The organism is Glycomyces terrestris (assembly GCF_003933745.1).
GTDB classification, from domain to species: Bacteria; Actinomycetota; Actinomycetes; order Mycobacteriales; family Micromonosporaceae; genus Glycomyces; species Glycomyces terrestris.
In genome coordinates this window covers 405,462-428,773 of record NZ_RSEB01000003.1, presented here as the reverse complement: position 1 = coordinate 428,773, position 23,312 = coordinate 405,462, and the positions used below count along the sequence as shown (strand labels likewise).

The 23,312-nt window shown below is 73.6% G+C and carries 28 protein-coding genes and 2 tRNA genes; 15 read left to right on the top strand and 15 right to left on the bottom strand.

The genetic code is table 11. From position 1 onward, the window contains the following. Positions 1–17 precede the first annotated feature (17 nt). Positions 18–779 (top strand): NUDIX hydrolase, encoded by a 762-nt coding sequence (locus EIW28_RS11930; RefSeq protein WP_125247928.1) that lies wholly within the window; start codon positions 18–20, stop codon positions 777–779. On the opposite strand, the gene mshD is transcribed toward EIW28_RS11930, so the two are convergent. The 3 genes from mshD to EIW28_RS11915 form a co-directional block, all read right to left on the bottom strand. Beyond that, positions 780–1,715, bottom strand: a complete 936-nt coding sequence (gene mshD, locus EIW28_RS11925; RefSeq protein ID WP_125247927.1) for a mycothiol synthase — start codon at positions 1,713–1,715, stop codon at positions 780–782. Between the two features lie 91 nt (positions 1,716–1,806). After that, positions 1,807–1,898 (bottom strand) — tRNA-Ser (locus tag EIW28_RS11920). Between the two features lie 56 nt (positions 1,899–1,954). After that, positions 1,955–2,794 (bottom strand): hypothetical protein, encoded by an 840-nt coding sequence (locus tag EIW28_RS11915; RefSeq protein WP_125247926.1) that lies wholly within the window; start codon positions 2,792–2,794, stop codon positions 1,955–1,957. Between the two features lie 276 nt (positions 2,795–3,070). Here EIW28_RS11915 and EIW28_RS11910 point away from each other — a divergent pair, with 276 nt between their 5' ends. Both EIW28_RS11910 and EIW28_RS11905 read left to right on the top strand, forming a co-directional pair. Continuing rightward, entirely contained in the window at positions 3,071–3,844 is a 774-nt protein-coding gene (locus EIW28_RS11910; protein ID WP_125247925.1) for a CPBP family intramembrane glutamic endopeptidase, read from the top strand. Positions 3,845–3,919: 75 nt separating this feature from the next. Beyond that, a tRNA-Ser gene (locus tag EIW28_RS11905) sits at positions 3,920–4,010 on the top strand. Between the two features lie 156 nt (positions 4,011–4,166). On the opposite strand, the gene EIW28_RS11900 is transcribed toward EIW28_RS11905, so the two are convergent. After that, positions 4,167–4,730, bottom strand: coding sequence for a helix-turn-helix transcriptional regulator (locus EIW28_RS11900; protein ID WP_125247924.1), 564 nt, complete (start codon positions 4,728–4,730; stop codon positions 4,167–4,169). Positions 4,731–4,775: 45 nt separating this feature from the next. On the opposite strand from EIW28_RS11900, the gene EIW28_RS11895 reads away from it, so the two are divergent. Further along, positions 4,776–5,174, top strand: a complete 399-nt coding sequence (locus EIW28_RS11895) for a hypothetical protein (RefSeq protein WP_125247923.1) — start codon at positions 4,776–4,778, stop codon at positions 5,172–5,174. A gap of 17 nt (positions 5,175–5,191) precedes the next feature. Here the strand turns inward: EIW28_RS11895 and EIW28_RS11890 are convergent, their stop codons facing one another. The 5 genes from EIW28_RS11890 to EIW28_RS24925 all read right to left on the bottom strand — a co-directional run bounded on the left by EIW28_RS11890 (position 5,192) and on the right by EIW28_RS24925 (position 8,647). Beyond that, entirely contained in the window at positions 5,192–6,151 is a 960-nt protein-coding gene (locus EIW28_RS11890) for a C40 family peptidase (RefSeq protein ID WP_125247922.1), read from the bottom strand. Between the two features lie 43 nt (positions 6,152–6,194). Continuing rightward, positions 6,195–6,458 carry a thioredoxin family protein gene (locus EIW28_RS11885; protein WP_125247921.1) on the bottom strand — a complete coding sequence of 88 codons (264 nt, stop codon included), beginning with the start codon at positions 6,456–6,458 and terminating at the stop codon, positions 6,195–6,197. 116 nt (positions 6,459–6,574) lie between these two features. Continuing rightward, positions 6,575–7,516 carry a M56 family metallopeptidase gene (locus EIW28_RS11880; RefSeq protein WP_125247920.1) on the bottom strand — a complete coding sequence of 314 codons (942 nt, stop codon included), beginning with the start codon at positions 7,514–7,516 and terminating at the stop codon, positions 6,575–6,577. Further along, positions 7,513–7,875: a BlaI/MecI/CopY family transcriptional regulator gene (locus EIW28_RS11875; RefSeq protein WP_125247919.1), complete on the bottom strand. Its 363-nt coding sequence runs from the start codon at positions 7,873–7,875 to the stop codon at positions 7,513–7,515. The genes EIW28_RS11880 and EIW28_RS11875 overlap by 4 nt, the downstream gene beginning before the upstream one ends. Positions 7,876–8,149: 274 nt before the next feature. Then, complete coding sequence (locus tag EIW28_RS24925) at positions 8,150–8,647, bottom strand: hypothetical protein (RefSeq protein ID WP_232013944.1); 498 nt, start codon at positions 8,645–8,647, stop codon at positions 8,150–8,152. Here EIW28_RS24925 and EIW28_RS11870 point away from each other — a divergent pair, their 5' ends adjacent. Then, on the top strand, positions 8,648–10,567 hold the full coding sequence (locus EIW28_RS11870) for a heavy metal translocating P-type ATPase (protein ID WP_232013943.1): 1,920 nt from the start codon (positions 8,648–8,650) through the stop codon (positions 10,565–10,567). It abuts the gene before it with no gap. Here the strand turns inward: EIW28_RS11870 and EIW28_RS11865 are convergent. After that, complete coding sequence (locus tag EIW28_RS11865) at positions 10,521–11,456, bottom strand: CPBP family intramembrane glutamic endopeptidase (RefSeq protein WP_125247917.1); 936 nt, start codon at positions 11,454–11,456, stop codon at positions 10,521–10,523. The two genes, EIW28_RS11870 and EIW28_RS11865, sit on opposite strands and share 47 nt — an antisense overlap. Positions 11,457–11,605: 149 nt before the next feature. Here EIW28_RS11865 and EIW28_RS11860 point away from each other — a divergent pair, with 149 nt between their 5' ends. The 8 genes from EIW28_RS11860 to EIW28_RS11825 all read left to right on the top strand — a co-directional run bounded on the left by EIW28_RS11860 (position 11,606) and on the right by EIW28_RS11825 (position 17,793). Continuing rightward, positions 11,606–12,760, top strand: coding sequence for a sensor histidine kinase (locus EIW28_RS11860; RefSeq protein ID WP_158630380.1), 1,155 nt, complete (start codon positions 11,606–11,608; stop codon positions 12,758–12,760). Next, positions 12,757–13,395, top strand: a complete 639-nt coding sequence (locus tag EIW28_RS11855) for a response regulator (RefSeq protein WP_125247915.1) — start codon at positions 12,757–12,759, stop codon at positions 13,393–13,395. Before EIW28_RS11860 ends, EIW28_RS11855 begins: the two co-directional genes overlap by 4 nt. A gap of 75 nt (positions 13,396–13,470) precedes the next feature. Beyond that, the gene (locus EIW28_RS11850) at positions 13,471–14,082 is read left to right on the top strand and encodes an ArsR/SmtB family transcription factor (protein ID WP_125247914.1); all 612 of its coding nucleotides are present in this window, start codon (positions 13,471–13,473) and stop codon (positions 14,080–14,082) included. After that, positions 14,075–14,779, top strand: coding sequence for an SRPBCC family protein (locus EIW28_RS11845; RefSeq protein WP_125247913.1), 705 nt, complete (start codon positions 14,075–14,077; stop codon positions 14,777–14,779). Before EIW28_RS11850 ends, EIW28_RS11845 begins: the two co-directional genes overlap by 8 nt. A gap of 49 nt (positions 14,780–14,828) precedes the next feature. Further along, entirely contained in the window at positions 14,829–15,455 is a 627-nt protein-coding gene (locus EIW28_RS11840; RefSeq protein WP_125247912.1) for a TetR/AcrR family transcriptional regulator, read from the top strand. Further along, on the top strand, positions 15,452–15,796 hold the full coding sequence (locus EIW28_RS11835; protein WP_125247911.1) for a DUF6204 family protein: 345 nt from the start codon (positions 15,452–15,454) through the stop codon (positions 15,794–15,796). The genes EIW28_RS11840 and EIW28_RS11835 overlap by 4 nt, the downstream gene beginning before the upstream one ends. 42 nt (positions 15,797–15,838) lie before the next feature. After that, positions 15,839–16,213 (top strand): YciI family protein, encoded by a 375-nt coding sequence (locus tag EIW28_RS11830; protein WP_125247910.1) that lies wholly within the window; start codon positions 15,839–15,841, stop codon positions 16,211–16,213. 206 nt (positions 16,214–16,419) lie between these two features. Then, complete coding sequence (locus EIW28_RS11825) at positions 16,420–17,793, top strand: cellulase family glycosylhydrolase (RefSeq protein ID WP_125247909.1); 1,374 nt, start codon at positions 16,420–16,422, stop codon at positions 17,791–17,793. Between the two features lie 42 nt (positions 17,794–17,835). Here EIW28_RS11825 and EIW28_RS11820 read toward each other — a convergent pair whose 3' ends face one another. Then, positions 17,836–19,020, bottom strand: a complete 1,185-nt coding sequence (locus EIW28_RS11820) for an FAD-dependent monooxygenase (protein ID WP_125247908.1) — start codon at positions 19,018–19,020, stop codon at positions 17,836–17,838. Continuing rightward, complete coding sequence (locus EIW28_RS11815) at positions 19,017–19,598, bottom strand: TetR family transcriptional regulator (protein WP_158630379.1); 582 nt, start codon at positions 19,596–19,598, stop codon at positions 19,017–19,019. Before EIW28_RS11815 ends, EIW28_RS11820 begins: the two co-directional genes overlap by 4 nt. 105 nt (positions 19,599–19,703) lie before the next feature. Between EIW28_RS11815 and EIW28_RS11810 the strand changes: the two genes are divergently transcribed. Both EIW28_RS11810 and EIW28_RS11805 read left to right on the top strand, forming a co-directional pair. Continuing rightward, a complete protein-coding gene (locus tag EIW28_RS11810; RefSeq protein WP_197717217.1) occupies positions 19,704–20,342 on the top strand; it encodes a TetR/AcrR family transcriptional regulator in 639 nt (212 codons plus the stop codon). Beyond that, positions 20,339–21,139: an NAD(P)H-binding protein gene (locus tag EIW28_RS11805; protein WP_125247906.1), complete on the top strand. Its 801-nt coding sequence runs from the start codon at positions 20,339–20,341 to the stop codon at positions 21,137–21,139. Before EIW28_RS11810 ends, EIW28_RS11805 begins: the two co-directional genes overlap by 4 nt. A gap of 3 nt (positions 21,140–21,142) precedes the next feature. Here EIW28_RS11805 and EIW28_RS11800 read toward each other — a convergent pair whose 3' ends face one another. The 3 genes from EIW28_RS11800 to EIW28_RS11790 form a co-directional block, all read right to left on the bottom strand. Continuing rightward, positions 21,143–22,327, bottom strand: coding sequence for an RNA polymerase sigma factor (locus tag EIW28_RS11800; protein ID WP_125247905.1), 1,185 nt, complete (start codon positions 22,325–22,327; stop codon positions 21,143–21,145). A gap of 11 nt (positions 22,328–22,338) precedes the next feature. Then, positions 22,339–22,749: a YciI family protein gene (locus EIW28_RS11795; RefSeq protein WP_125247904.1), complete on the bottom strand. Its 411-nt coding sequence runs from the start codon at positions 22,747–22,749 to the stop codon at positions 22,339–22,341. A gap of 218 nt (positions 22,750–22,967) precedes the next feature. Then, positions 22,968–23,171, bottom strand: a complete 204-nt coding sequence (locus EIW28_RS11790) for a cold-shock protein (protein WP_125247903.1) — start codon at positions 23,169–23,171, stop codon at positions 22,968–22,970. Positions 23,172–23,312: the final 141 nt, after the last annotated feature.

Sequence of the window (23,312 nt, the reverse complement as noted above, 5' to 3'; positions counted from 1 at the left end):
GGTCTAGCGTGAGTGCTATGTCCATCCAGCGCTTCGGGAAGTGGGACTTCCGCGCGGTCGACTCGGCGTCGGCCTCCCGCGCCCTCGACCGCCTCAAGGAGCAGGGCGCTCCCGCCGAACCCGAGCGCGCCGCCGTCGTGGTCCTGCTGCGCGAGGCCCCGCTGCGCGTGTTCCTGCTGCGCCACGCCGCGAAGGAGCCCTTCGGCCTCCCGGCCATCGGCCGCGCCGACCTGCCGGGCGCCACCGCGCGCGAGCGCTGGGCCCACCTCGACGTCGACACCGCCTACGAGCGCTCCGGCACCGGCCCCCGCGGCTCGCTGTACGGCTTCCCCGGCGGGCGGCACAAGCCCGACGACCCCGACGTCGCCATGACCGGCGTGCGGGCCGTCGAGGAGGAGACCGGCGCGATGGTCGCCCTCCAGCGCGCCTGGGCCCGCTGGGTCACGCCCGAGTACGAGCCCGTCCGCTTCGACACCTGGATCTACGTCGCGACCCTCGCCGAGGGCTTCCAGCCGCGCATCCGCGTGCGCGAACCCGAGTACGCCACCTGGATCGGCCCCGAGCAGGCCGTGTGCCAGTACGGCGGCCAGATGTCGATGCCCGAGGCCACCACGCTCGCCGAGCTCTCGCGCTACTCCACCGTCGGCGAGGTCTTCGCAGCCGCCGAGCAGCGCGAGATGTCGCCGATCCTGCCGCGCGTCAGCCTCCGCGAGGGCGAGGCGCGGCTGGTCCTGCCCGGCGAAGAGGACTACCCCGCCGGGGCGCTCTCCCGCGCCTGATCAGCGCAGCCGCCTGGACCACTGCACGTCGGTGCGCACGACCTCGAATCCCTGCTTGCGGTACAGGGCCACGGCCTTCGTGTTCGACTCGTCCGCGTACAGGTCCACCTGCCGGATGCCGTGGGCCGCAAGGTGGGCGAGTCCCGCGAGCGTGAGGGTGCGGCCGAGGCCGGTGCCCTGGGCTCGCGGGTCGACGCCGAGGACGTACACCTCGCCGACGCCGCCCTCGACCTTCGTCCAGTGGAAGCCGAGCATCCCGTCCGCGTCCTCGGCGACCAGGAGCCCGTCCGGGTCGAACCAGGACTCCTCCTGGCGCGCACGCAGGTCCGCCGCGGTCCAGCGGCCCTGCTCGGGGTGGTCGGCGAACGCCGCGGCGTTCACGCGCAGCCACTCCGCCTCGTCCCGCCCGGTCCTGAAGGGCCGCAGGCGGACCCCGTCGGCGAGCGTCGCCGCGGCGGCGTCCCCGGTCGGCCAGTTCCGGCTCGCGCCCTCCGGCCACGCTGCGGGCCAGGGGAAGCCGGTGAGCTCCCGCGAGAACTGGTACAGCACCCGCGCCCGGTCGAACCCGTGCGCGGCGGCGAACCGCTGCGCGGCCGGCAGGTCGCCGTGCGCCCACACCCGCAGTTCGCGCGCGACCGGCCCGATCCAGTCGAGGACCCCGTCGAGGAGCCGCCCGCCCACGCCGCGGTTCCGGTGGTCCGGATCGACCGCCAGCTCGGCCTCGGCGACGTCTCCGACGACCTCCGCGCCGGCGTACGCGATCACCGAGTCGTTCAGGGGCACAACGAAATGCCTGCGGTGCTTGTCAGGATGCTTCGACATCGCGAGGGTGGTCTGCTCGTTGAAGGGGGCGATGCCGTCGACCGCCTCGCAGCGGCCCGCCATGGTAACGATTCTGTGAATATCCCGACCCGGAAGTGAAGCATGTTGCGCCATGGGGTTACTCTATTCCTGGACTCAGCACCGTGCCGGGGTGCTGAGTCCTTTTCCGTGTCCAGGGCCGGTGCGGCCGGGACGCGAGCGGCGGTGGCGGAGAAGGTGGGATTCGAACCCACGGTGGGCTTTGACACCCACGGCGGTTTTCAAGACCGCTGCACTAGTCCACTATGCGACTTCTCCAGCGCCCCTCAGGGCAAGCGCCAATCTATCAAACGCGGCGCGCCGCGAAACCGCTGCTAGCAGCGATCGCTCTGGACGCAGCAGGTCGAGCAGGTGCGCCCGCCCTCGATCGTGAGCGCGAGGCAGCAGGTGCGGCGCCGGTACAGGAGCCGCCCGGCCTCGTCGGTGGAGACGTCGACCAGGTGCGCGACGTCGAACGCGTCGAGCAGGGTCTTCGCGAGGACCTCGTCGGGGTCCGGCACGACCGGCGCCATCGCCGCGACCGCGTACGACAGGCCCGAGGCCAGCGAGCCCAGGAGCGTGCGGCGCCCGACCCGGACCCGGGCCAGGAACGCGTCCAGGACCGGCCCGAGGTGGCCCTCGAACACGGTGGCGCGCAAGCGGTCCAGCAGCACGCCCTCATTCGGCACGACCTCGACGTCCGGGTGGCCGGCGCACGGGTCGTGGGGGAGCGCCAGGAACCGCGGGCGGACCTGGCGCACCGAGAACATCGGGGCCTCGTCGCTGATCGCGAAGACCGTGTTCGCCGCGTCCATCACCGGGACGCGGCGGGCGGCGACGTAGCCCAGCACCGCGGGCGCGAGGGTCCAGTAGCAGTAGGTCTTCCACGCCAGGGCCGCGTTCGCGTGGGCGGAGCCGCCCCACAGCGCCGCGGCGGCGGCCATGAGCTCCTCGACGCGCTCGCCGGACGCGAGGTCGACGGCGGGGAACGCGACGGCGCTCGGCGCGCGGTCGCCGTACAGCCAAGCGCGGATGCCGGCGATCGGGTGGGGGCTGACCTCGTGCTCGACCCGCGCGGCGACCGCGCGCAGGGCGCGCATCGGGTGCGGGGCGGGGACCGGGCGGTCGGCGAATGCGGGCGCGCCCGGGAGGGCCTCCGCGATCGCGAGCCGCATAGGGTACCCCTCTCAGGTAAGGACTGGCTAACCTTACCTGATGTTGCAAGCGCAGTGTCAATAAACCGACAGGCGCGGCGCGGCGACGGGGCGTAGACGGGCGAGGTGCCGCGAAGGTGAGCGTCGCCGAGTGGGATGAGTTTCACAGCACCTCGCCCTGTCCCTGCGATCATGCACCCGGCTCGCGGCGACGCGTCGCACACGGCGTGCGATCGGCGCAGCCCCGCCCGGTCCCGTCCCGCTGCGCGCCTCCCCGGCTCTGGCACTCTGGTGCGCATGTCGCACACCGAGGCCCCCCTCCTCTCCCGCCGCGCGGTCGGCCGCGAGGTCGTCATCGTGCTCGCCCTCTCGCTCGGGGCGTCGGCGGTCTGGTCGATCGTCAGCATCGTCGGCACCCTCACCGAGCCCGGCGGCCTCGCCGACTCGGTCCAGTCCATGAACTCGGCGCGCGCCGAGGCCGAGCGGCCCTGGTACGACCTCGCGCAGCAGCTCGTGAGCCTCACGCTGGCGATGGCCCCGGTCGCGCTGGCGCTGCACGTCCTCAGCCTCGACCGCGGGAACCCGTTCCGGCTCATCGGCCTCGACCCCCGCCGGCCCGCCTTCGACCTCCTCGGCGGCGCGGCCCTCGCGGCCTGCATCGGCATCCCCGGCCTGGCCCTCTACTTCACCGCCCGCGCCCTCGGCCTGAACGCGACCATCGCCGCCGCGAACCTGAACGACGTGTGGTGGGCCGTCCCGGTCCTCGTCCTCGCCGCCCTCAAGAACGCGATCCTGGAGGAGGTCATCGGCGTCGGCTACCTCGTCACCCGCCTGCGCCAGCTCGCCTGGCGCCCGGCCGCGATCATCGCCGCCCACGCCCTCCTGCGCGGCACCTACCACCTGTACCAGGGCTTCGGCGGCTTCATCGGCAACGCCGTCATGGGCGCGGTCTTCGCGCTCTGCTTCCTGAAGTGGAAGCGCACCGGCCCGCTGGTGGTCGCCCACACCCTCCTCGACATCGCCGCGTTCGTCGGATACCTCCTGGTCGCGCCCCACGTGAGCTGGCTCTGACCGACCCGAACCCGCTTGGCCCCCCGTGCCGCCTACCGGTATGCTCGATGCTCGTACGTCTGACGTGCGGCTCCTGGAGGATTCGCATAGTGGCCTAGTGCGCCCGCCTGCTAAGCGGGTTTCGGGTGATACCCGATCGCGGGTTCAAATCCCGCATCCTCCGCCACACACCGCACGCAGACGCGATCCACCTGCGGGGGCACTGTTTTCGGACAGTGCCCCCGCAGTCGTCTCCACGGGTTCTCGATACGGACGGAGCCATCCGCGACTACCGCCTCTGGGCGAGGCGGAGCGCGCGAAGCGGGCGCACTCCCCGCAGGGGCTACCGGTTCTCGCCGGCTTCCAGGTCGGCGAGTTCGGCCAGGGCCTCGTCGGCCCAGGCGATCGCGGCGCGGGCGGCGTGTTCTCCGGCGGCGATCGTCAGCAGCCAGTAGCGGGTTCGGGTGGCGTCCGCGGGGTCCGCGGCCCGTTCGGCCTCGACCTCGGCGCGGGCGGCGGCGAGGTCGGCCAGTTGCCGCTCGCTCCGCTCCTTCGCGGCCTGGACCAGGGCGGCGCAGGCCCGGGGGCCGAGCAGGTCGCCGAAGAACAGGCGCAGCAGCACGCCGTTGCGGGGCCGGGCCGCCACCGGTGGCTCGCTGAGCATGTCGAGCAGGTGCTCGCGGCCCGCGTCGGTCAGGGAGTGCAGGGCCGAGCCGGTCCGCTCCCCCGGGGTCACCTCGATGAGCCCGGCCTCGCGCAGCCGGGCCAGGGCCGGATAGATCTGCCCGAAGCTCTCGCTCCAGAAGGCGCTGAGGCGTTCGTGGACAAGTTCCCGGATCGCGTACCCGGTCGTGGGGCGAATGCTGAGGACGGCGAGGACGGCGAGTTCCGTCTGCGAGTTGGCCATGCCCCTCAATATATCTGACAGATACAGTTGAGGTATCTTCCAGATATGAGCACCCTCGAGTTCGCGGCCGCCCTCGCCGCCGCGATGTTCGTCCTCGTCGCCGCCTTCCAGGTCGCGCTCGCCGCGGGCGCGCCGTGGGGCAGGGCCGCCTACGGGGGCCGGAACGTGCATCTGCCCACCGGATTCCGGGTGGCGAGCGGGATCGCGGCAGGGGCCATGGTCCTGTTGGCCCTCACGGTCTTGCGCCGGGCGCGGATGATCAGCTGGTCCCCGCTGCCCGACGCGGCACTGCCCGTTGCGGGGTGGGTGGTCGTCGCCTTCCTCGCCCTCAGTGTGGCGGCCAACCTGATCTCGACCAGTGCGGTGGAGCGCGCGATCTGGGCCCCGGTCGCGGCCGTCGCACTCGCGGCCACGGTGGCGGTCAACCTCCTCGCCCCGGAGTGAGGGTCGTCCTCGACCGGTCAGTGGAGGATCGTCGTGGCTCCGTAGTAGACGTTGCCGTGGTCGAGCTCGACGACCTTGACGACGGTGCGGGAGTTGGGGGCGTGGACGATGAGGCCGTTGCCGATGTACATGCCCATGTGGGATAGGTCGTTGTAGTAGACGAGGTCGCCGGGTTGGAGTTCCTCGCGGCTGATGCTCGCGGTCGAGTCGTACTGGGCCGCGGCGTTGTGCGGGAGCTCGATGCCGATCTGGGCGTAGGCGCGGAGGACGAGGCCGGAGCAGTCGTAGGTGTCGGGACCGGCCGTGCCCCAGACATACTGCTTGCCGACCTGGTCGAGGGCGAAGGAGACCACGGCGTACTCGTCGTCGGTCATGTGCGGCAGGTCGTAGTCAGCGATCTCGTCGCCCGCGGCGGCCTGCCACTCCTCGTCGAGGTCGTCCATGCGGGCGTTGAGCTCCTCCTGCTGCCGTTCGAGGTCGGCCTCCTGCTCGTCGAGGTCGGTCTGGAGGTCGGCCAGGAGGTCGAGCTGGACGGTGTACTCCTCGGAGGCGGTCCTGAGCTCGTCCAGCAGCGCGAAGTTGTAGAGGTTCGCGGCGTTGAGCCGGTCGAGGCGCTCCACGAACGCGTCGGGGGAGCCCGATTCGAGGAGGAGCGCCGCGTCGCCGATGCCCTGTTCGACGTGGGTCGCGGTCATGTAGTCGGCGAGCTGCTCGCGGAGTGCGCGCAGCTCGGCCTCGGCCGCGTCGAGGGACTCCTGGGTCTGGGCGACCATCTCGCGGTTGTCCTGCGCTTCCTGTGCGAGCTGGTTGTACGCCTCGACGGCCGCGGTCAGGTCCTGCTCGGTCTCCTCGATCTCGTCGTTGATCTCCGAGGTGTCCCGCTGGGCCCAGCCGGGGGACGAGGCGACCGCGGAGGCGAGGAGGCCGCCCACGACGGCGACGGACGTCCATTTGCGACGGAACGGTGACGGCTTCACGAGCAGGGTGCTCCTTCGGGGGAGGACGGACGGGCGGGGGGTCTCAGCCGCCGATGGGCCGGACCGACGCGAGGGTGGAGCGGAGGCGCGCCGCGTCGAGTTCGCCACAGCTGTACAGGACGCCGTCGACGAGCAGGCCCGGCGCGGCGGAGACGGCGTGCTGGACTGCGAGCCCGCGGCCCTCGCGGCCGGTGAGGTCGATCTCGGTGACCACGACGTCGAACTCGGCCGACAGGCGGAGCAGGGCCTCGCGCGCCCGGTCGCAGCGGTCGGAACGCGGCTCGGTGAGCAGGGTCATCGCGGTCACCGGCCGACGCCGTCCGGGTGCGGTCGATCCATCAACGCAGGACTCCTTCGCATTTGTCTACTAAGCAACATAGTAGATAAATGCGGGACGCGCCACCCGGCCCCGTCGCCGGGGCGTCAGACCTGGCAGCAGGCGAAGCCGACCGCGGTCAGGATCGGCCCGGCGAGGATCAGGAGCGGCGCCGCGACGGCGGCGAGGTTGCCGCCCAGGATGGTCCCGACACCCGCGGGACCGGGGGCGGCCGGGGCGTCGATCAGGCGCTCGATGCGGGCGACGGTGTCGCCGCCGCTGACCGCCAGCGCTTCGGCGGGGGCCTGAGCGGCCGCGACGTTGAGCAGGCTGCGGGCGAGGGTGCCGCGGCTGGCGCTGCGCGCCGCGGCGTCGTCGGCGGCGAGTTCGACGAGGTGGCCGACGCGCTCGGGCAGGCGCGCGAACAGCGGGAACCAGCCGAAGGCCCGCTTTCCCGTCTGCGCCAAGGCGATCAGCAGGTGGTGGCGGCCGGCGAGGTGCGCCCGCTCGTGCGCGAGCACCGCGTCGAGCTGCGGCCGGTCGAGCAGTGCCAGCGTGCCGGAGGTGACGGCGACCAGGCCGCCCTTGCCGGGGATGCAGTACGCGCCGGGGCGCGCGGACGCGATCACGACCGCGCCGAGGCCGCCGTCCCACGGGGCGCTCGCGAGCGCGCGGCGCAGCCGGGCCCGCTCGACCGCGGTCGAGCGGGCGACCAGCGCTCCGGCCGTGACGGCCCGCAGCGGGACGGCCCAGCTCAGGCCGAGCGCGGCGGCGCCGATGAGCGTGCCGCCGACGGGGCCGTGGAGCTCCCGGAGCGCGGCGAAGCAGTGCTCGGCGGCGTGCGCGGCGCCTTCGCGGAACACCTCGGCCGGCATCACGATCGCCGCCCCGGCGAGGACGAGCGCGAGGACGAAGGAGAGCGCGAGCGCGAACCAGGTGGTGATCGCCAGGCGCGGGGAGGCGACGGCCCAGCGGGCCCGGTCCAGCAGCCGCGGGCCGAGCAGCCCGAGCGCCGCGGCGTACGCGAGGAGGAGCGCCGCCGCGATCATCGCGAGCCCTCCTGGGCGTCGAGCACTTCGCGCAGGCGGGCGAGTTCCTCGGGGCCGATCTTGCCGATGAAGCGCAGCAGGGTGGCGCTGCGGTCGGAGGAGGATTCGAGCACGGCGGCCATGGCCTCGGCGTCGAACTCCTCTCGCGACTGCGCGGGCCGGTACGCCCAGGCCCGGCCGGCGCGTTCGCGGGTCACGGTCCCCTTGCGGTGCAGGTTGTCCAGCACGGTCATCACGGTGGTGTAGGCCGGTGCCGGCTCGCGGTCGAGGGCGCCGAGGACGTCGCGGACCGTGGCCTGGCCCGGCGCCGACCACAGGACCTCCATGATCGCGGCCTCCAGCTCGCCGAGTCTGGGCATCGGGACCTCCTTCTCGGCCTGAACCCTACGCCCGCGGCCGCCGGGCCCGGGCGGCGCCGATGGCCGCCTTTGGGATGCGGAGCCACCCCGGGCTTGGCGGGCGACCGCACCCGGACGCCGCCCCCTACTACTAGCCATGTTAGTAGTATCACGGGAAGCGCCCGCTGCGGTTCCGACCTGCGGCGGGAGTGCGGACACCGGCCGCCGGCCTGGGAATATCAGGGCGGGCGCATCGGTTGTACCGGCTTGCCAGATACCCCCATGGGGTATATGGTCAGGTCGATTGCCAACCATATGGAAGGAGCCTCCAGTGAGCGAGCACCACGCCCACGGTGACGACGCGAGGCACCGAGCCCCCGCCGGCGGCGACGCCCACGCCGGCCGCGAACCCCATGCCGCGCATGAGGAGCAGGCCGATCACGCCGACCACGGCGGGCATCCCGATCATGCCGGGCACGGCGGCGGTGCCGGGCACGATGCGCACGGCGGCCACGAACACCAAGCCGCGCGTGAGGAACACGCCGATCACACCGAGCACGCCGACCATTCCGGTCATGCCGGGCACGATGCGCACAGCGGCCGCGACCACGGCGCCCACGCCGCTGCGCCGAGCGCGCCCGGCGACCACGCCGCGCACTCCGCCCACGGCGGCCATGACGCCCACGCCGGGCACGGCGGCCACGACAAGCACGCCGGGCACGACCCCGAGGCGTTCCGCCGCAAGTTCTGGCTCAGCCTGGTCCTGACGGTCCCGCTCGTCGCCACGAGCCACATGATCATGGACTGGTTCGGGTACACACTGGACTTCCCCGGGATGGGCCTCGTCGGGCCCGTCCTCGGCACGGCCGTCTTCCTCTACGGCGGCTGGCCGTTCCTCGTCGGCGGCGTGCGCGAGATCCGCGACCGCGCCCCCGGCATGATGCTCCTCATCGCCACCGCCATCTCTGTCGCGTACCTCGCCTCCCTCGCAACGAGTCTCGGCTACTTCGACCTCGAGTTCTGGTGGGAGCTCGGCGCCCTCGTCACGATCATGCTGCTCGGCCACTGGCAGGAGATGAAGGCCATCGGCCAGGCCCGCGGGGCCCTCGCCGCGCTCGCGGCGCTGCTGCCCGACGAGGCCGAGCGCGTGCGCGAGGACGGGACCGTCGAGACCGTGCCCGCCGGCGGACTCGGCGTCGGCGACGTGGTCCTGGTCCGCTCCGGCGCCCGCGTGCCGGCCGACGGCGAGGTCGTCGACGGTGCGGCCGAGATGGACGAGTCGATGATCACCGGCGAGTCGCGGCCCGTGCCGCGCGGCCCCGGCGAGCGGGTCGTGGCCGGCACCGTCGCCACCGACTCCGCGATCCGCGTGCGCATCGACGCGGTCGGCGACGACACCGCCCTCGCCGGCATCCAGCGACTCGTCTCGCAGGCGCAGGAGTCGCGCGGCCGGGGCCAGGTCCTCGCCGACCGGTTCGCGGCGCTGCTGTTCTACATCGCCATGGGCGCCGGCGTGCTCACCTTCGCGGTGTGGTCGCTCCTCGGCGACGTCACCTCCGGCGTCGTCCGCACCGTCACCGTCCTCGTGATCGCCTGCCCGCACGCGCTCGGACTGGCGATCCCGCTGGTCATATCGATCACCACGGCCGTCTCGGCCAAGGCCGGCATCCTCGTGAAGGACCGCCTCGCGATCGAGCGGATGCGCACTGTGGACGCCGTGCTGTTCGACAAGACCGGCACCCTGACCAAGGGCGAGCACACCGTCGCCGGCATCGCCGGGGCCGCCGGCCGCGACGCCGACGAGGTGCTGCACCTCGCCGCTGCCGTCGAGTCCGACTCCGAGCACCCGCTCGCCCGCGCGATCGTGGCCCACCACGGCCGCGCGCACGGCGAAGGCGCGCACGCGAGCGACTTCCGCTCGCGCACCGGCCGCGGCGTCGAGGCCACTGTAGACGGCAAGCGGTACGCGGTCGGCGGGCCCGCGCTGCTCCGGGAGCTCGGCATCGAAGCGCCCGAGGACCTCGCGGCCGACATCGGCGCCTGGTCGGGCCGCGGCGCGACCGTCCTCCACCTCATCGCCCTCGACGGCTCGGCTGAGGACACAGGCCCCGCCGTGCTCGGCGCGATCGCCCTCGAAGACGAGGTCCGGCCCGAGGCGAAGCAGGCCGTCGCCGATCTGAAGGCCCAAGGCGTGCAGAAGATCGCGATGATCACCGGCGACGCCCGCGCCGTGGCCGAAGCGGTCGCGGCCGACCTCGGCTTCACTGCCGACGACGAGGTCTTCGCCGAAGTCCTGCCCGCCGACAAGGACCGCGCCGTCGCCGACCTCCAGGCCCGCGGCCTGCGGGTGGCGATGGTCGGCGACGGCGTCAACGACGCGCCCGCGCTCGCGCGGGCCGACGTGGGCATCGCGATCGGCGCGGGCACCGACGTGGCGATCGAGTCCGCCGGGGTGGTCCTGGCGTCCTCGGACCCGCGCGGCGTCGGCGGCGTCCGCCGCCTCTCGAAGGCCAGCTACCGCAAGATGATCGAGAACCTCGGCTGGGCCGCCGGGTACAACATCGCCGCGATCCCGCTCGCGGCCGGCGTCCTCGCCGGCGTCGGGATCACCCTCAGCCCCGCGGTCGGCGCGGTGCTGATGTCGGCCTCCACCATCGTGGTCGCCCTCAACGCGCAGCTCCTGCGCCGCGTGCGCCTGACGCCGCGCGACTAGGAGACGCGCCCCCGGACGCGGGGCCGCAGGCCTCCACCGCCTGCGGCCCCCGCCACCCCAGGCGCCCCCGCGTCGCCGCCAGCAGCACGAGCGCGAGCACCGAGAACGCCGCGAGCTGCACCACCTCGTACGGGAAGCTGTTCTCCACGCCGGGGAACAGCACCGGCAGCAGCGTCACGTTGAAGAACGTGTGCGCCACGACCGCCACGGGCCCGCTCCCGGACGTGCTGTTGTACAGCCACGTGAACAGGAACGCGATCGCCACGGTGAACCCGAGGAACACCAGGTACGGGCCGACGGTCGCCGCGAGGTCGCCCCCGGCGTGGTTGTAGCCCTCGATCAGGAACAGCGGCAGGTGCCACAGCCCCCACAGCACCCCGAGCACGAGCGTGCCGAGCACCGGCCCGAACCGCTCCTGGAGGCGCGGCGTCGCGAAGTTGCGCCAGCCCGGCTCCTCTCCGAGCGGCCCGCCGACGACCAGCACGAGCGCGAACCCCGCCAGCCACGGGCCGACCTCCGAGAGGTCCGGATCGAACGCCGCCGCCGCGCCCGGCAGCGGCAGCACGCACAGCATCAGGAACGCCGGCAGGCCGAGCGCGATCACCGCGTACCAGCGCCAGCCCACCCGCCAGCGCACCAGGTCCCGCACCAGCGCCCGCGTGCCCGCCCGGCCCTCGACGGCCGCGGTGACGAGGAACGCCGCCGCGAACGGGCCGATGAACGGCGCGGCGAACATCCACGGCACCAACGGAAGCCGCAGCACCAGGATGCACACGAACTCGTACGCGAACGACGGCGCGAACGACAGGACGAAGAAGCTCAGCAGCGGCCGCGCCGCGACCAGGCGGGCGAGCGGGCCGCGGCGCGGCGGGGACGGGGTCAGGGCCATCGGGGCCTCCTCACGGATCGGTTGCGTCCAGCCTGCGTTCGCGCAGGCCCCTTCCGACATCGGCCGTCGGAGGGACCGCCCGGACGGAAGATCCGTCTTTCGGCAGAGGCCGCGCCTCGCCCCTCCTCGGTACGGTTCGCGGCATGGTCGTGAGAACGCAAGTCAAGCAGGCATTCGGCGCGGGAGCCGCGGCCGCGGTCGTCATCGGAGGCGCGGTCGGCCTCGCCTGGGCGCCGTGGACCGCGGTCCTGCCCGCCGTGGCGGCGGCGGTCGCGCTCGCCGCCCCCGGCGCACGCGCGGGCCGGTACCGCCGGACCGGCACGGCCGCCCTCGCGGCCGCCGCGGTCTCGCTGCTGTGCACGCTCCTGCACCGGGTCCCGGTCACCGGGGCCGCCGGGTTCTGGCTCCTGCTGGAGCTCGCCGCGCTCGCCGGACTGGCCGCGTCGGCCGTGCGCCACGCGCCCGCCCGGCGCGCGGCCCTCGCCGGAGCACTGGCCGCGGCCGCGCTCGGCGCGCAGCCGCTGCGGATGCTGCTCGGCACCTCCGCCACCTGGACCGAATACGTCTTCTTCACCGGCGCATGGACACTCGTCGCCCTGGGCGCGGTCGCGACCGGCCTCGCCCGGCGGCTGGCCGCGCGGCGCCGGGAGCGGACGCGCGCCGAGATGCGCAGGCGCGAACGCCTCGCCCTCGCCGGGGACCTGCACGACCTGGTCGCGCACGACGTCACCGGCATCGTGCTCGACGCGCAGGCGACGCGCGCCGAAGGCGACCCCGCGCAGGCGCCCGAGGCGCTCGCGCGCATCGAGCGCGCCGGCCTGGAGGCGCTGGCGGCCATGGACCGCACGGTCGGGATGCTCCGCGGCGGCGAGTCGCCCGGTGCCCGCACGTACGGGGTGGCCGACGTGCCGGAGCTGGTCGACCGGTTCGCCGCCGCCGCAAGGGCGCCGGTGGTCCTCGAACTCGATCCGGACCTGCCGGGCCGGGTGCCGCGCGAGGCCGCCGACGCGGTCTACCGGCTGGTCGCCGAGGCGCTCACGAACGTGCGCAGGCACGCCCCGCACGCCGGCGGCGTCGAGGTCGCGCTCACCGCTCACGATGCGGCGCTGGAGATCCGCATCCTCAGTGCGGGCGGGCGCGAATCCCCCCGGCCCCGCCTGCCGCGCCTGAAGGGCCACGGCGGCACGGGACTCCTCGCCCTGACCGCCCGGTTCGAAGCGCTCGGCGGGGAGCTGCGCGCCGGGCCCGGCGACGGCGGCTGGCTCGTCGCGGCGACGCTGCCGCTCCTGCGGGAGGCCGCGTGACGATCCGGGTCCTCATCGCCGACGACCAGGACGGCGTCCGCCGCGGCCTGCGCCGCCTCATCGACGCCCAGCCCGACATGGCCGTCGTCGCCGAGGCCGCCGACGGCGCCCGGGCGGTGGCGCTCGCCCGCTCGGTCCGGCCCGACGTGGCCCTGGTCGACATCCGGATGCCGCGCCTCGACGGCCTCGACGTGACGCGCCTGCTGGCCGCCGACGCCGACCCGGTGCGGGTCGTCGTCGTGACCACCTTCGACCACGACGAGTACGTGCACGCCGCCCTCCAGGCCGGCGCGTGCGGCTTCATCCTCAAGCGCTCCGGCCCGGCGCTCCTCGCCGAGGCCGTCCGCGCCGCCGTCGCGGGCGAGTCCCTGATCAGCCCGGCCGTCACGGTCCGCCTCCTCAAGCACCTCGCGCCGGCCGGCACCGCCGCGGCCCCGAACCCGCTCACCGTGCGCGAGACCGAGCTCGCCCGCCTCGTCGCCCGCGGCCTGTCGAACGCCGACATCGCGGCCGAGCTGTTCATCTCGGTCGGCACCGTCAAGACGCACGTCGCCAGCATCCAGGCCAAGCTCGGCACCGCGAACCGCGTCGGCATCGCGGCCTGGTGCTGGCGGACCGGCCGCGCTGATCCTTGAGGCCACGCCGACCCAAGACCATGCCGTCCCCTGAGATCATTTGACAAATTCATTTTTCAATTGAATACTGGGGGCATGAGCGACGCGATCACCTTCGTGGACGACCCCGAGCGGGTCATGGCCGCGCTCTCCCCGCTGCGCCGCCGGCTCCTCCGCGAGCTGCGCGAACCGGCCTCGGCGACCCAGCTCGCGGCCGCGCTCGACCTGCCCCGGCAGCGGGTGAACTACCACCTGCGCGCGATGGAGGCGGCCGAGCTCGTGGAGCTGGTCGAGGAGCGCCGCCGCCGCGGCTTCGTCGAGCGGCTCTTCCGGGCCAAGCCGGGCGCGTTCGTCGTCGACCCCGCCGTGCTCGGCCACGAGCCCGCGTCCGACGAGGGCGCCGCGCGCCTCCAGGACCGGTTCGCCGCCGGGCACCTCGTCGGGGTCGCCGCCGCCACCGTGCGGGACGTGGCGCGCATGCAGGCCCGGGCCGAGGAGCAGGGCAAGCGCCTGCTCACCTTCACGATCGAGGCCGACCTGCGCTTTGCGAGCGCCGCGGACGTGCACCGCTTCGCCGAGGACCTCGCCGCGGCCGTCCACCGCGCCGCCGAGGCGTACGACAGCCCGGGGGGCCGCCCCTACCGCCTCGTGGTCGGCGGCCACCCTTCGCCTTCCACCGCAACCGAACAGGAGCCGAACGATGACTGACGACAGCACGCCGACGACGCCGCGGATCGAGGTCGTCGTGGCGGCCCCCGCCGACGAGGTGTGGCACGCGCTGCGCGACCGGGACGCCCTCCGGCAGTGGCACGGCTGGGACAGCGGCGGCGACACCGCCGCGCTCGACGCCGAGATCGACTCGATCTACTTCACCGACGTCCACGAGGACCCCGCGCGCCGCCTCCTCACCGCCAACGGCGGCGACCGGTTCGCCGTCGAACCGCACGCCGACGGCGCCCGCGTCGTCCTCACCCGCGCCCCGCTCTCGGGCGACGCCGACTGGGACGCCTACTACGACGAGGTGACCGAAGGCTGGATCACCTTCCTGCACCAGCTCCGGTTCGCGCTCGAGCGCCCCCGCGGCGCCGCGCGCCGCACGCTCTTCTTCAGCGCCCCCGCCACGCCCCGCCGCGCCGTCCTCGCGCGGCTCGGCCTCGACGGCCAGGACGCCCCGCCCGGCGCGCCCTACGCCGCCCCGGCGATGGACCTCGCCGGCGACGTCTGGTTCCGCTCCCCGCGGCAGCTCGGCGTCACCGTCGACGCCTGGGGCCCGGGCCTGCTGGCGGTCGCCGGCGCGCCCGGCTCCGACACGGCCATGGCCGTCCTGAGCACCTTCGGCCTCCCCGACGCCGAGTTCAAGGCCCTGGAGCAGCGCTGGACCGACTGGTGGCACGACCGCGACTGAATCTCGGATACAGCTTGACATCCAGATACCGACCTGTATCCTGAATCGCGTGAACCGGGAGACCACCGCGCCGGCCGGGAGGCTGACGCGCAGGGAGAGCCAGGAGGCGACGCGCCAGCGGCTCGTCGCGGCCGCGATCGAGCTGTACGCGCGGGCCGGCGTCGCCGGGACGTCGCTGAACGCCGTCGCGGAGCACGCGGGCTTCAGCCGCGGCGCCGTGCACGGCAACTACGCCGGCAAGGACGAGCTGGCCGCGGCCGTCGCCGCCTCGGTGGCCGGGGCGCTCGCGCCGCAGCTCGCCGCGGTCCTCGCGGCGCCCGCGCCCAGCGGCGAGCGGCTGGCCGCGTACATCCGCACCTTCCTGGAGTTCTGTGCGCGGCAGCCGGACTCGGCCCGCGCGCTCATCGCGGTCGTCGAGCACTTCGGGCGGCGCGACCCGCAGTACTACGGCGACCGCGCCGCCGCCTCGCTCGGCGACCTCGTCGCGCTGTTCGAGGACGGCCAGCGCCGCGGCGAGATGCGCGACTTCGACCCGCGGACCATGGCGTTCGCGGTGCGCACCGTGCTCGACAGCGCGGCCGCGCGGCTCAGCGCGTCCCAGGACGACGCCGCCCGCACGACCGCGGAGATCACGGCCCTGTTCGCGGCCGCCACGCGCAGCGAGGCCGCGGCGTGAGCCGCACCTACCGCGCCACGGTCCGCGGCCGCTTCGAGGACCTCACCGCGGCGCAACGGGAGCGGCTGCGCGCCGAGCAGGGCGACCACGACATGTTCGCCTCCCGCTTCACCCCGGAGGGCACCTTCACGTACGCGCCCGAACTGGTCGGCTACCAGTTCCGGTACCTCATCGAAGCCGAGGAGGCGAGCCCCGAGGACGCCGACCTCGCCGCGCACCTCGAGGCCGAGCAGCGAGCCGGGGACGACCTGCGCGATCGGGGCCTCAGCGGCCGGATCGTCGACGTCGGCCTAGTGTGCGTGGAGGACCTGAAGCTCAGGGCCGCGCGACGGCGGCGCTGAATCCACCACTGTTCCACGACCACAGATTGCGAGCTGATCCCCATGACCCAGTACTTCCTCACGCTGCCGCACGACGCGGCCGAAGAGCCGACCATGGAGTCGATGCAGGAGATGGACCCCGCCGAGCTCGAGGCCGTGATGGCCGCCGTCGGCAAGTTCAACACCGACCTGGTCGAGGCCGGCGCGTTCGTCACCGCCGGCGGGCTCCACCCGCCGTCGACCGCGGTCACCGTCGACGCCACCGGCGCGACCCCGACCCGCACGCCCGGCCCGTTCACGGAGGCCGCCGAGTACGTGGGCGGCTTCTGGATCATCGAAGCGCCGGACCAGGAGCGGGCCCTCGCGTGGGCCGAGCAGGCCTCGGCAGCGCTCGGCTCCCGCATCGAGGTCCGCGCCCTCCAGGAGAACCCCGAGTAGTGGTTCCAGGGGCGCCGCCCTCGGGCGGCGCCCCTGCCTCCCTGCGCCCCTTCGCGAACGCGCGGCGGACTGTCCCGGGTTCGTTGGAGGCTCGCCCGCTGCGCGCCCCTGCCCGCTTGACGCGGCGGCAAAGCATTGGCAAACTTCGATATGTTGACTGGGAGCGCTTCCGCTCCCGGTTGGAATCGCAATCGAAGGGCAAGCCGATGCAGGGACGAAGACGACGACTGGCCGCGATCGGCGCGGCCGTCGCGGCGCTCGGAGCGAGCGCCGTGACCATCGCGGCCGCGCAGGGCGCGAACGCGGCCGAAGGCTGCGAGGTCGAGTACACGGTGGTGAACAGCTGGGGCTCGGGCTTCCAGGCCAGCGTCAGCATCACCGCGGGCGAGGCGATCGACGGCTGGACCGTCGAATGGGACTTCACCGGCGCTGTCTCCGGCATCAGCGCCTGGAACGTCACCGGGCAGAGCCTGAGCGGATCGCATTTCGAGGCGTCCGACGCGGGCTGGAACGGCGCCGTCGCCGCCGGGCAGACCCGGGAGGTCTTCGGCTTCACCGCCAACGGCACCGCGGGCGCGATCGAGAACGCCGCGATCAACGGCGTCGAATGCGACGGCGGCGGCAGCCAGGAGCCGACGACCGACCCCGAGCCCACCGACCCCGACCCGACCGACCCGCCCGCCGGCACCCCGGTCGAGCGGCACGGGAAGCTCAGCGTGTGCGGCAACAACATGTGCAATGAGGACGGCCAGGAGATCCAGCTCCGCGGCGTCTCCAGCATGTGGCTGCACTGGCAGACCCAGCCGTACGCCCAGAACCTCTCCGCCCTGGAGTGGATGCGCGACAACTGGAACATCGAGGTCTTCCGCGTCGCCATGGGCGTCGAGCCCGCGGGCGCGTACCTCGACGACCCGAACCGGTGGAAGTCCGAGGTCGAGACCGTCATCCAGAACGCGGCCGAGGCCGGCGTCTACGTGATCGTCGACTTCCATGCGCACCAGGCGCACCAGCACCAGTCGGAGGCGGTCGCGTTCTTCACCGACCTCGCCGACCGCTACGGCCACCTGCCGAACGTCATCTGGGAGCCGTACAACGAGCCCGAGCAGGTCTCCTGGAGCACGGTGAAGGCGTACCACCAGGCCGTCGTCGCCGCGATCCGCGCGCAGGACCCCGACAACCTCGTCGTCCTCGGCACCCCGACCTGGTCCCAGGACGTCGACGTCGCGGCCGCCAGCCCGGTGTCCGGCACGAACCTGATGTACACGCTGCACTTCTACTCGTGCACGCACACGCAGTGGAACCGCGACAAGGCGAACACCGCGCTGAACGCGGGCCTGGCCCTGTTCGTCACCGAATGGGGCGCGAGCGCCGCCGACGGCGGCCTCGACGGGCGCGTCTGCCTCGACGAGGCCCAGCGCTGGGTCGACTGGATGGCCGCCAACAAGATCTCGTGGACCGCTTGGAAACTGGACGTCGGCAACGACTCCACGAACCTGCTGTCCGCGGGCGCGCCGGTCACCGGGGGCTGGAGCAACCACCTCCACGGCCACGCGCCCTTCGTGATCGCCAACCTGCCGTAGCCGCACGGCGCGGCCGCCGACCGCGAGGCCGGTGGCCGCGCCTCAGCGGGCGTCGAGGTCGATCGCCTCGGCCGCCCGCGAGAGCTTGGAGTCGAAGCGGCTGAGGAGGCGCAGCAGCGGGCCCGACTTCAGGAGCGCGTTGCGCGCCTTGATCGCGAAGCCGGTGGCGGGGGCGATGAAGTCGAGGCCCGGGGCGGCGATGGCCTGGTTCGCTTCCGCGTAGGGGCGCATGCGGCGCTCGTACGCGGTGAGGGCCGCCTCGGGCTCGTCGCGGGCCGCGAGCTCCTCGGCGAGGACGTACGCGCCGACGAGGGCCAGGCTGGTGCCCTGCCCGGACATCGGTGAGGGGCAGTAGCCGGCGTCGCCGAGGAGCACCACGCGCCCCTTCGACCAGGTGGGCATGCGGATCTGGGTGACCGAGTCGAAGTAGAAGTCGTCCGTGTCCTCGAAGTCGGCGAGGATGCGGTCGGTCTCCCAGCCCGTCCCGGCGAACACCTCGCGCAGGTGGGCGCGCTGCTCGGCGGGGGAGCGGCGGTCGATGTCCGTCTCGGTTCCGGTGCGGTGCAACAGGAGCGCCTTGGCGCCCGCGGCCCGCGGGGTGTGGTAGAGCGCCGCGACGCGGCCGGGGGTGTTGAACAGGACCGCCTCGCGGTCGAGGCCGAGGCGGTTCGGGACGGTTGCGATGCTCACGTACGACTGGAGGAAGCGCCGGAACGGGCGCTCGGGGCCGAAGGCCAGGGCGCGCGTGTGGGAGTGGAGGCCGTCCGCGCCCACCACGAGGTCGAAGTCCTCGGCCGCGCCCGAGGCGAACTCGACCGCGACGCGGTCGCCGCGGTCCTCCAGGGCCGTGATCGAGTCGCCGTAGCGGTACTCGGCGTCGGGGGCCGCCTCGTGGAGGAGGGTGACCAGGTCGCCGCGGAGGATCTCGAGGTCGCGGTCCTCGGGCGCGATGAGGCCGGTGCCGAGCGCGGCGCGGGTGCGCCCGTCGGCGCCGACCATCCTGGCCCCGGCGATCTCGGTCCCGGCCGCGCGCACGCCGTCGAGGACGCCCATCCGCTCGGCCACGTCGACCGCCTTGCCGCGGAGGTCGATCGCGTAGCCGCCGGTGCGGCGGGCCGGGGCCTTCTCGAGGACGACGGCGCGGACGCCCCGGCGCCCCAGCCAGTGGGCGAGCGCGGGTCCCGCGATGCTCGCGCCGGAGACGAGGACGTTCTTCACCGCGGTCATGGGGCAGCTCGCTTTCCGAAGCCGTGTTCGAGGAGGGTCAGGGCCTGGTCCACGAACGTGAAAGGGGGAGTGGCGAATCCGGAGTGGCACCAGTGGCGCATCGCGCCGACGACGGCCCCCACGAACGCGTGGACGAACACCTCGGTGCCGAAGGCGTCGCCGCTGGCGGGCCCGACGGCCGCCGCGATCGCGCGGGACTTCTCGTAGGAGTGGAGGAGGTACGCGGCCTCGATCGCGGGGGTCCGGTAGATGAGGGCGACGCGGCGCCGGATCAGGCGCAGCTGCGCCTCGTCCATCGCCGCGAACGCGGCCCGGAAGGTGCCGCGCAGCATCCCGATCGGGTCGGCGACGGCGAACTCCGCCGCGAGCGGGCTGACCGGGAACTCGTCCGCCTCGTCCCAGATGACCAGCATCTCCTTGGTTCCGAAGTAGCGGTAGACGGTCCGCGGCGACACCTCCGCCGCGGCGGCGACCGCCTCGATGGCGACCGCGTCGAAGCCCTGCTCCTCGAACAGGTCGAGGGCCGCCTCCTGGATGCGGTGCATCGCGGCGAGCTTCTTGCGGTGCTTCAGGTCCATGCGGCAAGTATAGGCAGTCACTGCCACAAGGCAGTGACTGCCCCCTAATTATCCAAGCGGATGATCCAATCAAACAAATGGATGATTATGTGCTACAGTGCTGGCGTGGAACCGAAGACGAACCGGCGGCCGGCCCCCGAGGAGCGCGTCCGCGACGCCGAGCGCACCAAGGCGAAGCTCCTCGACGCGGCCCTGACCGAGTTCGCCGCCAACGGCTACCAGGGCGCCCGCGTCAGCGCCATCGCCGCGCGCGCCGGCGTCAACAAGCAGCTGGTGAGCTACTACTTCGGCGGCAAGGAGGGCCTGTACCGCGCGATCCAGCGCGAGTGGCTCGACGCCGAGCGGGAGCACGACGCCCCCGACGTGCCGCCCGAGGAGCTCATGCGCTGGTACCTGCGCAAGAACCTCGCCGACCCCCGGATCGTGCGCCTGGTGCTGTGGCAGTCGCTGGCCGACGACGAGCCGGAGGAGGAGTCCTCCGCCGACATCGAGGCCGAGCAGGAGCGCATGCGCGCCCGCCAGGCGCAGGGCGACTTCGCGCCCGACCTCGACCTGGCCGCGGTCCAGCTCGCCATGATGGGCATGGTCCTCGCCCCCGCCGTCTTCCGCCGCACCGCACGCCACCTCTTCGGCGTCGACGTCGGCGAACCCGAGTTCGAAACCCGCTACGGCGACACCCTGTCGCGCATCCTCGCGCGGCTGGCCGCAGCACCGGAACACCACCCGAAAGGAAACCCGCCATGACCGTCCTGGTCACCGGCGCGCGAGGCACCCTCGCCCGCCACGTCATCGCGCAGCTCGTCCTCGCCGGCGTCCCCGTCCGCGCGGCCAGCCGCGTCCCCGGCGCGACGGAGCTGCCGGGCGGCGCGCTGGCCGCCCGCGTCGACTTCACCGCCCCCGAGACCCTCGCCCCCGCCCTCGACGGCGTGGAGAAGGTCTTCATGTACGCCGCGCACGAAGGGATCGAGCACTTCATCGCCGCCGCGGAGGCGGCCGGCGTCAAGCACGTCGTGCTGCTGTCCTCGGCGTCCGCCGCCGGCGACGAGTCGAACCCGATCGCGGCCTCGCACCTCGCCGCCGAGCGCCCGCTCGAGGCCTCGAACCTGGCGTGGACCTTCGTGCGCCCGGCCATGTTCGCCACCAACTCGCTGTGGTGGGCCGACTCGATCCGCGCCGAGGGCCTCGTGCGCGTCCCCTACCCGGACGCGCAGGTGAACCCGATCCACGAGCGCGACATCGCCGAGGTGGCGCTCACCGCGCTCCTCGACGCCGGCCACGAGTACCAGAAGTACATCGTGGACGGTCCGGCGCACATGTCGCAGCGCGAGCAGGTCGCGACGATCGGCCGGGCCATCGGGCGCGAGATCGCGGTCGAGGAGCTGCCGCGGCACGTCGCCGAGCAGTTCATGCCGGCCGCGCTCCTCGACATGCTCGCCGGCGGCGAGGCCCTCGCGTGGGGCCCCACGTCGGAGGCCGTGACCGGCCGCCCCGCCCGCACGTTCGCGCAGTGGGCCGCCGAGCACGCCGACGACTTCCGCTGAGCGTCAATCCGATCCGGAGCGCGCCCGGTTCAGCCGGGCCGCCTGCCTGAGCAGGTGGCCCATCTCGGCCGAGCTGGGCGCGCTCCGCGCCGCCCGCGCGTACAGCCGCGCGGCCTCAGCCGCGTTCCCGGCCCGCTCGTGCAGGTACGCGGCGACCGCGTCGCGGCGCGGCAGCGCCGGGTCGAGCGCCTCGACCAGCCGCAGCCCGGCCAGCGGGCCGTCGACGTGCCCGACCGCGACCGCGCGGTTCAGGGCCACCACCGGGTGGGCGGGGTCGAGCCGCACGAGTTCGTCGTACCACTCGAGGATCTGCGGCCAGTCGGTCTCCTCCGCGCACGCCGCGTCGTCGTGGAGCGCCGCGATCGCGGCCTGCGCCTGGTACTCCCCGAGCCGGTCGTGCGCGAGCGCGCCCTGGAGGACCGCCACGCCCTCGGCGATCATCGCGGTGTCCCAGCGGGACCGGTCCTGGTCCGCGAGGGGCACGAGGTCCCCGGCGGCGTCGGTGCGGGCGTCACGCCTCGCGTGGTGCAGGAGCATGAGCGCGAGCAGGCCGGCGGCCTCGGGGTCGTCCGGCACGGACGCCACGAGCTGGCGCGCCAGGCGGATCGCCTCCGCGGCCAGGTCGGTGCCGCCGCGCTCGTCCGCGACGGCCGCTGACATGAAGCCCTGGTCGAACATCAGGTAGAGCACCCGCAGCACGGCGCGCACGTCCCCGGGCCGCTCGAACCGCTCGCCCGCGAGGGTCCGCTTGGCGCGTGAGATGCGCTGCGCCATCGTCGACTCGGGCACCAGGAACGCGCGCGCGATCTGCGAGGTGGTGAGCCCGCCGACGGCGCGCAGCGTCAGCGCGATCGCCGAGGCGGGCGTGAGCGCCGGGTGGCAGCAGCGGCTCAGCAGGAGCAGCGTGTCGTCGGCCTGCTCGGCCGGGCCGGGCGCGGGCTCGCGGTGGACGTGCACCTCGCGCATCGCCCGCGCCGAGGCCGAGCGGCGGGCGTCGAGGAACCGGCGCCACGCCACGGTGACGAGCCAGCCCTTCGGGTCGTCGGGCGCGGCCGCGTCCCAGCGGCGCACGGCCTCGACGAGCGCGTCCTGGACGGCGTCCTCGGCCGCCGCGAAGTCGGCTCCGCGGCGGACGAGGACCCCCAGGACCTGCGGCGTCAGATCCCGCAGCAGGTGTGCATCGAACATCGGACCCTCGACTACTCGACGACCGGCGGGTGCGTCAGGAAGGGCCGGACCTCGATCCACTCGTGGAGCGGCTTGCCGTCCTTGCCGGGGGCCGAGGACAGGTGCGCCGCGGCCTCGTAGGCGCGCTCCTTGGAGTCGACGTCGATGATCATCCAGCCGGCGATGACGTCCTTGGTCTCGGCGAACGGGCCGTCGGTGACCGGGGCCCGGCCTTCGCCGCCGTAGCGCACGAACTCGCCCTCGAACGCGAGGGCCTGCGCGTCGACGAACTCGCCGCGCTCGCGCAGCTCGTCCGCGACCCGGCCCATGAACGCGATGTGCTCGGAGATCTCCTCCGGCGTCCAGTCGTCCATGAGGGAGACCGCGTTCGGGTGCGGCTTCGGTCCGCCGCGGTAGTGCTTGAGCAACAGGTACTTGGCCATGACTGCCATCCTCCGTCTCAGGCGCCGTCCCTCGGCGCCGACACCCCTGGGACGGAGCCCGAGACGGGTTCTCGACATCCCCGGGGAAGATTCTCGCGGATTTTCTCCGCGGCTGCGAGACGGGTGGTGCGCGGCGGCGCGCCGGAGACGCGGGCCGCAGCGGAGGTGGTGCGAAGACACAGAACGGCGGCGCGGAATGCGCCGCCGTCCCGGTTCGCTTAGAGCACGCGGATGTTCGCGGCCTGCGGGCCCTTCTGGCCCTGCTCGATCTCGAACTCGACGTGCTGGTTCTCTTCAAGGTCACGGCGACCGGTGCCCTGGATCGCGGAGAAGTGCGCGAACACGTCCGCAGAGCCGTCGTCGGGGGCGATGAAGCCGAAGCCCTTGTCGCCGTTGAACCATTTCACAGTGCCGGTGGCCATGTGTTCCTCCTGTTGTTCGGCGGGCCGCCGGGGCGGCCCTTATTCCGCGCCGATGACTCCGGCGCGAAAGCTGTTGGGGGTGTCGGGGGGCATGCGGCGACCGGCCGCGGTTTCGACACCGCGTGCCACAGGGTGATCCGA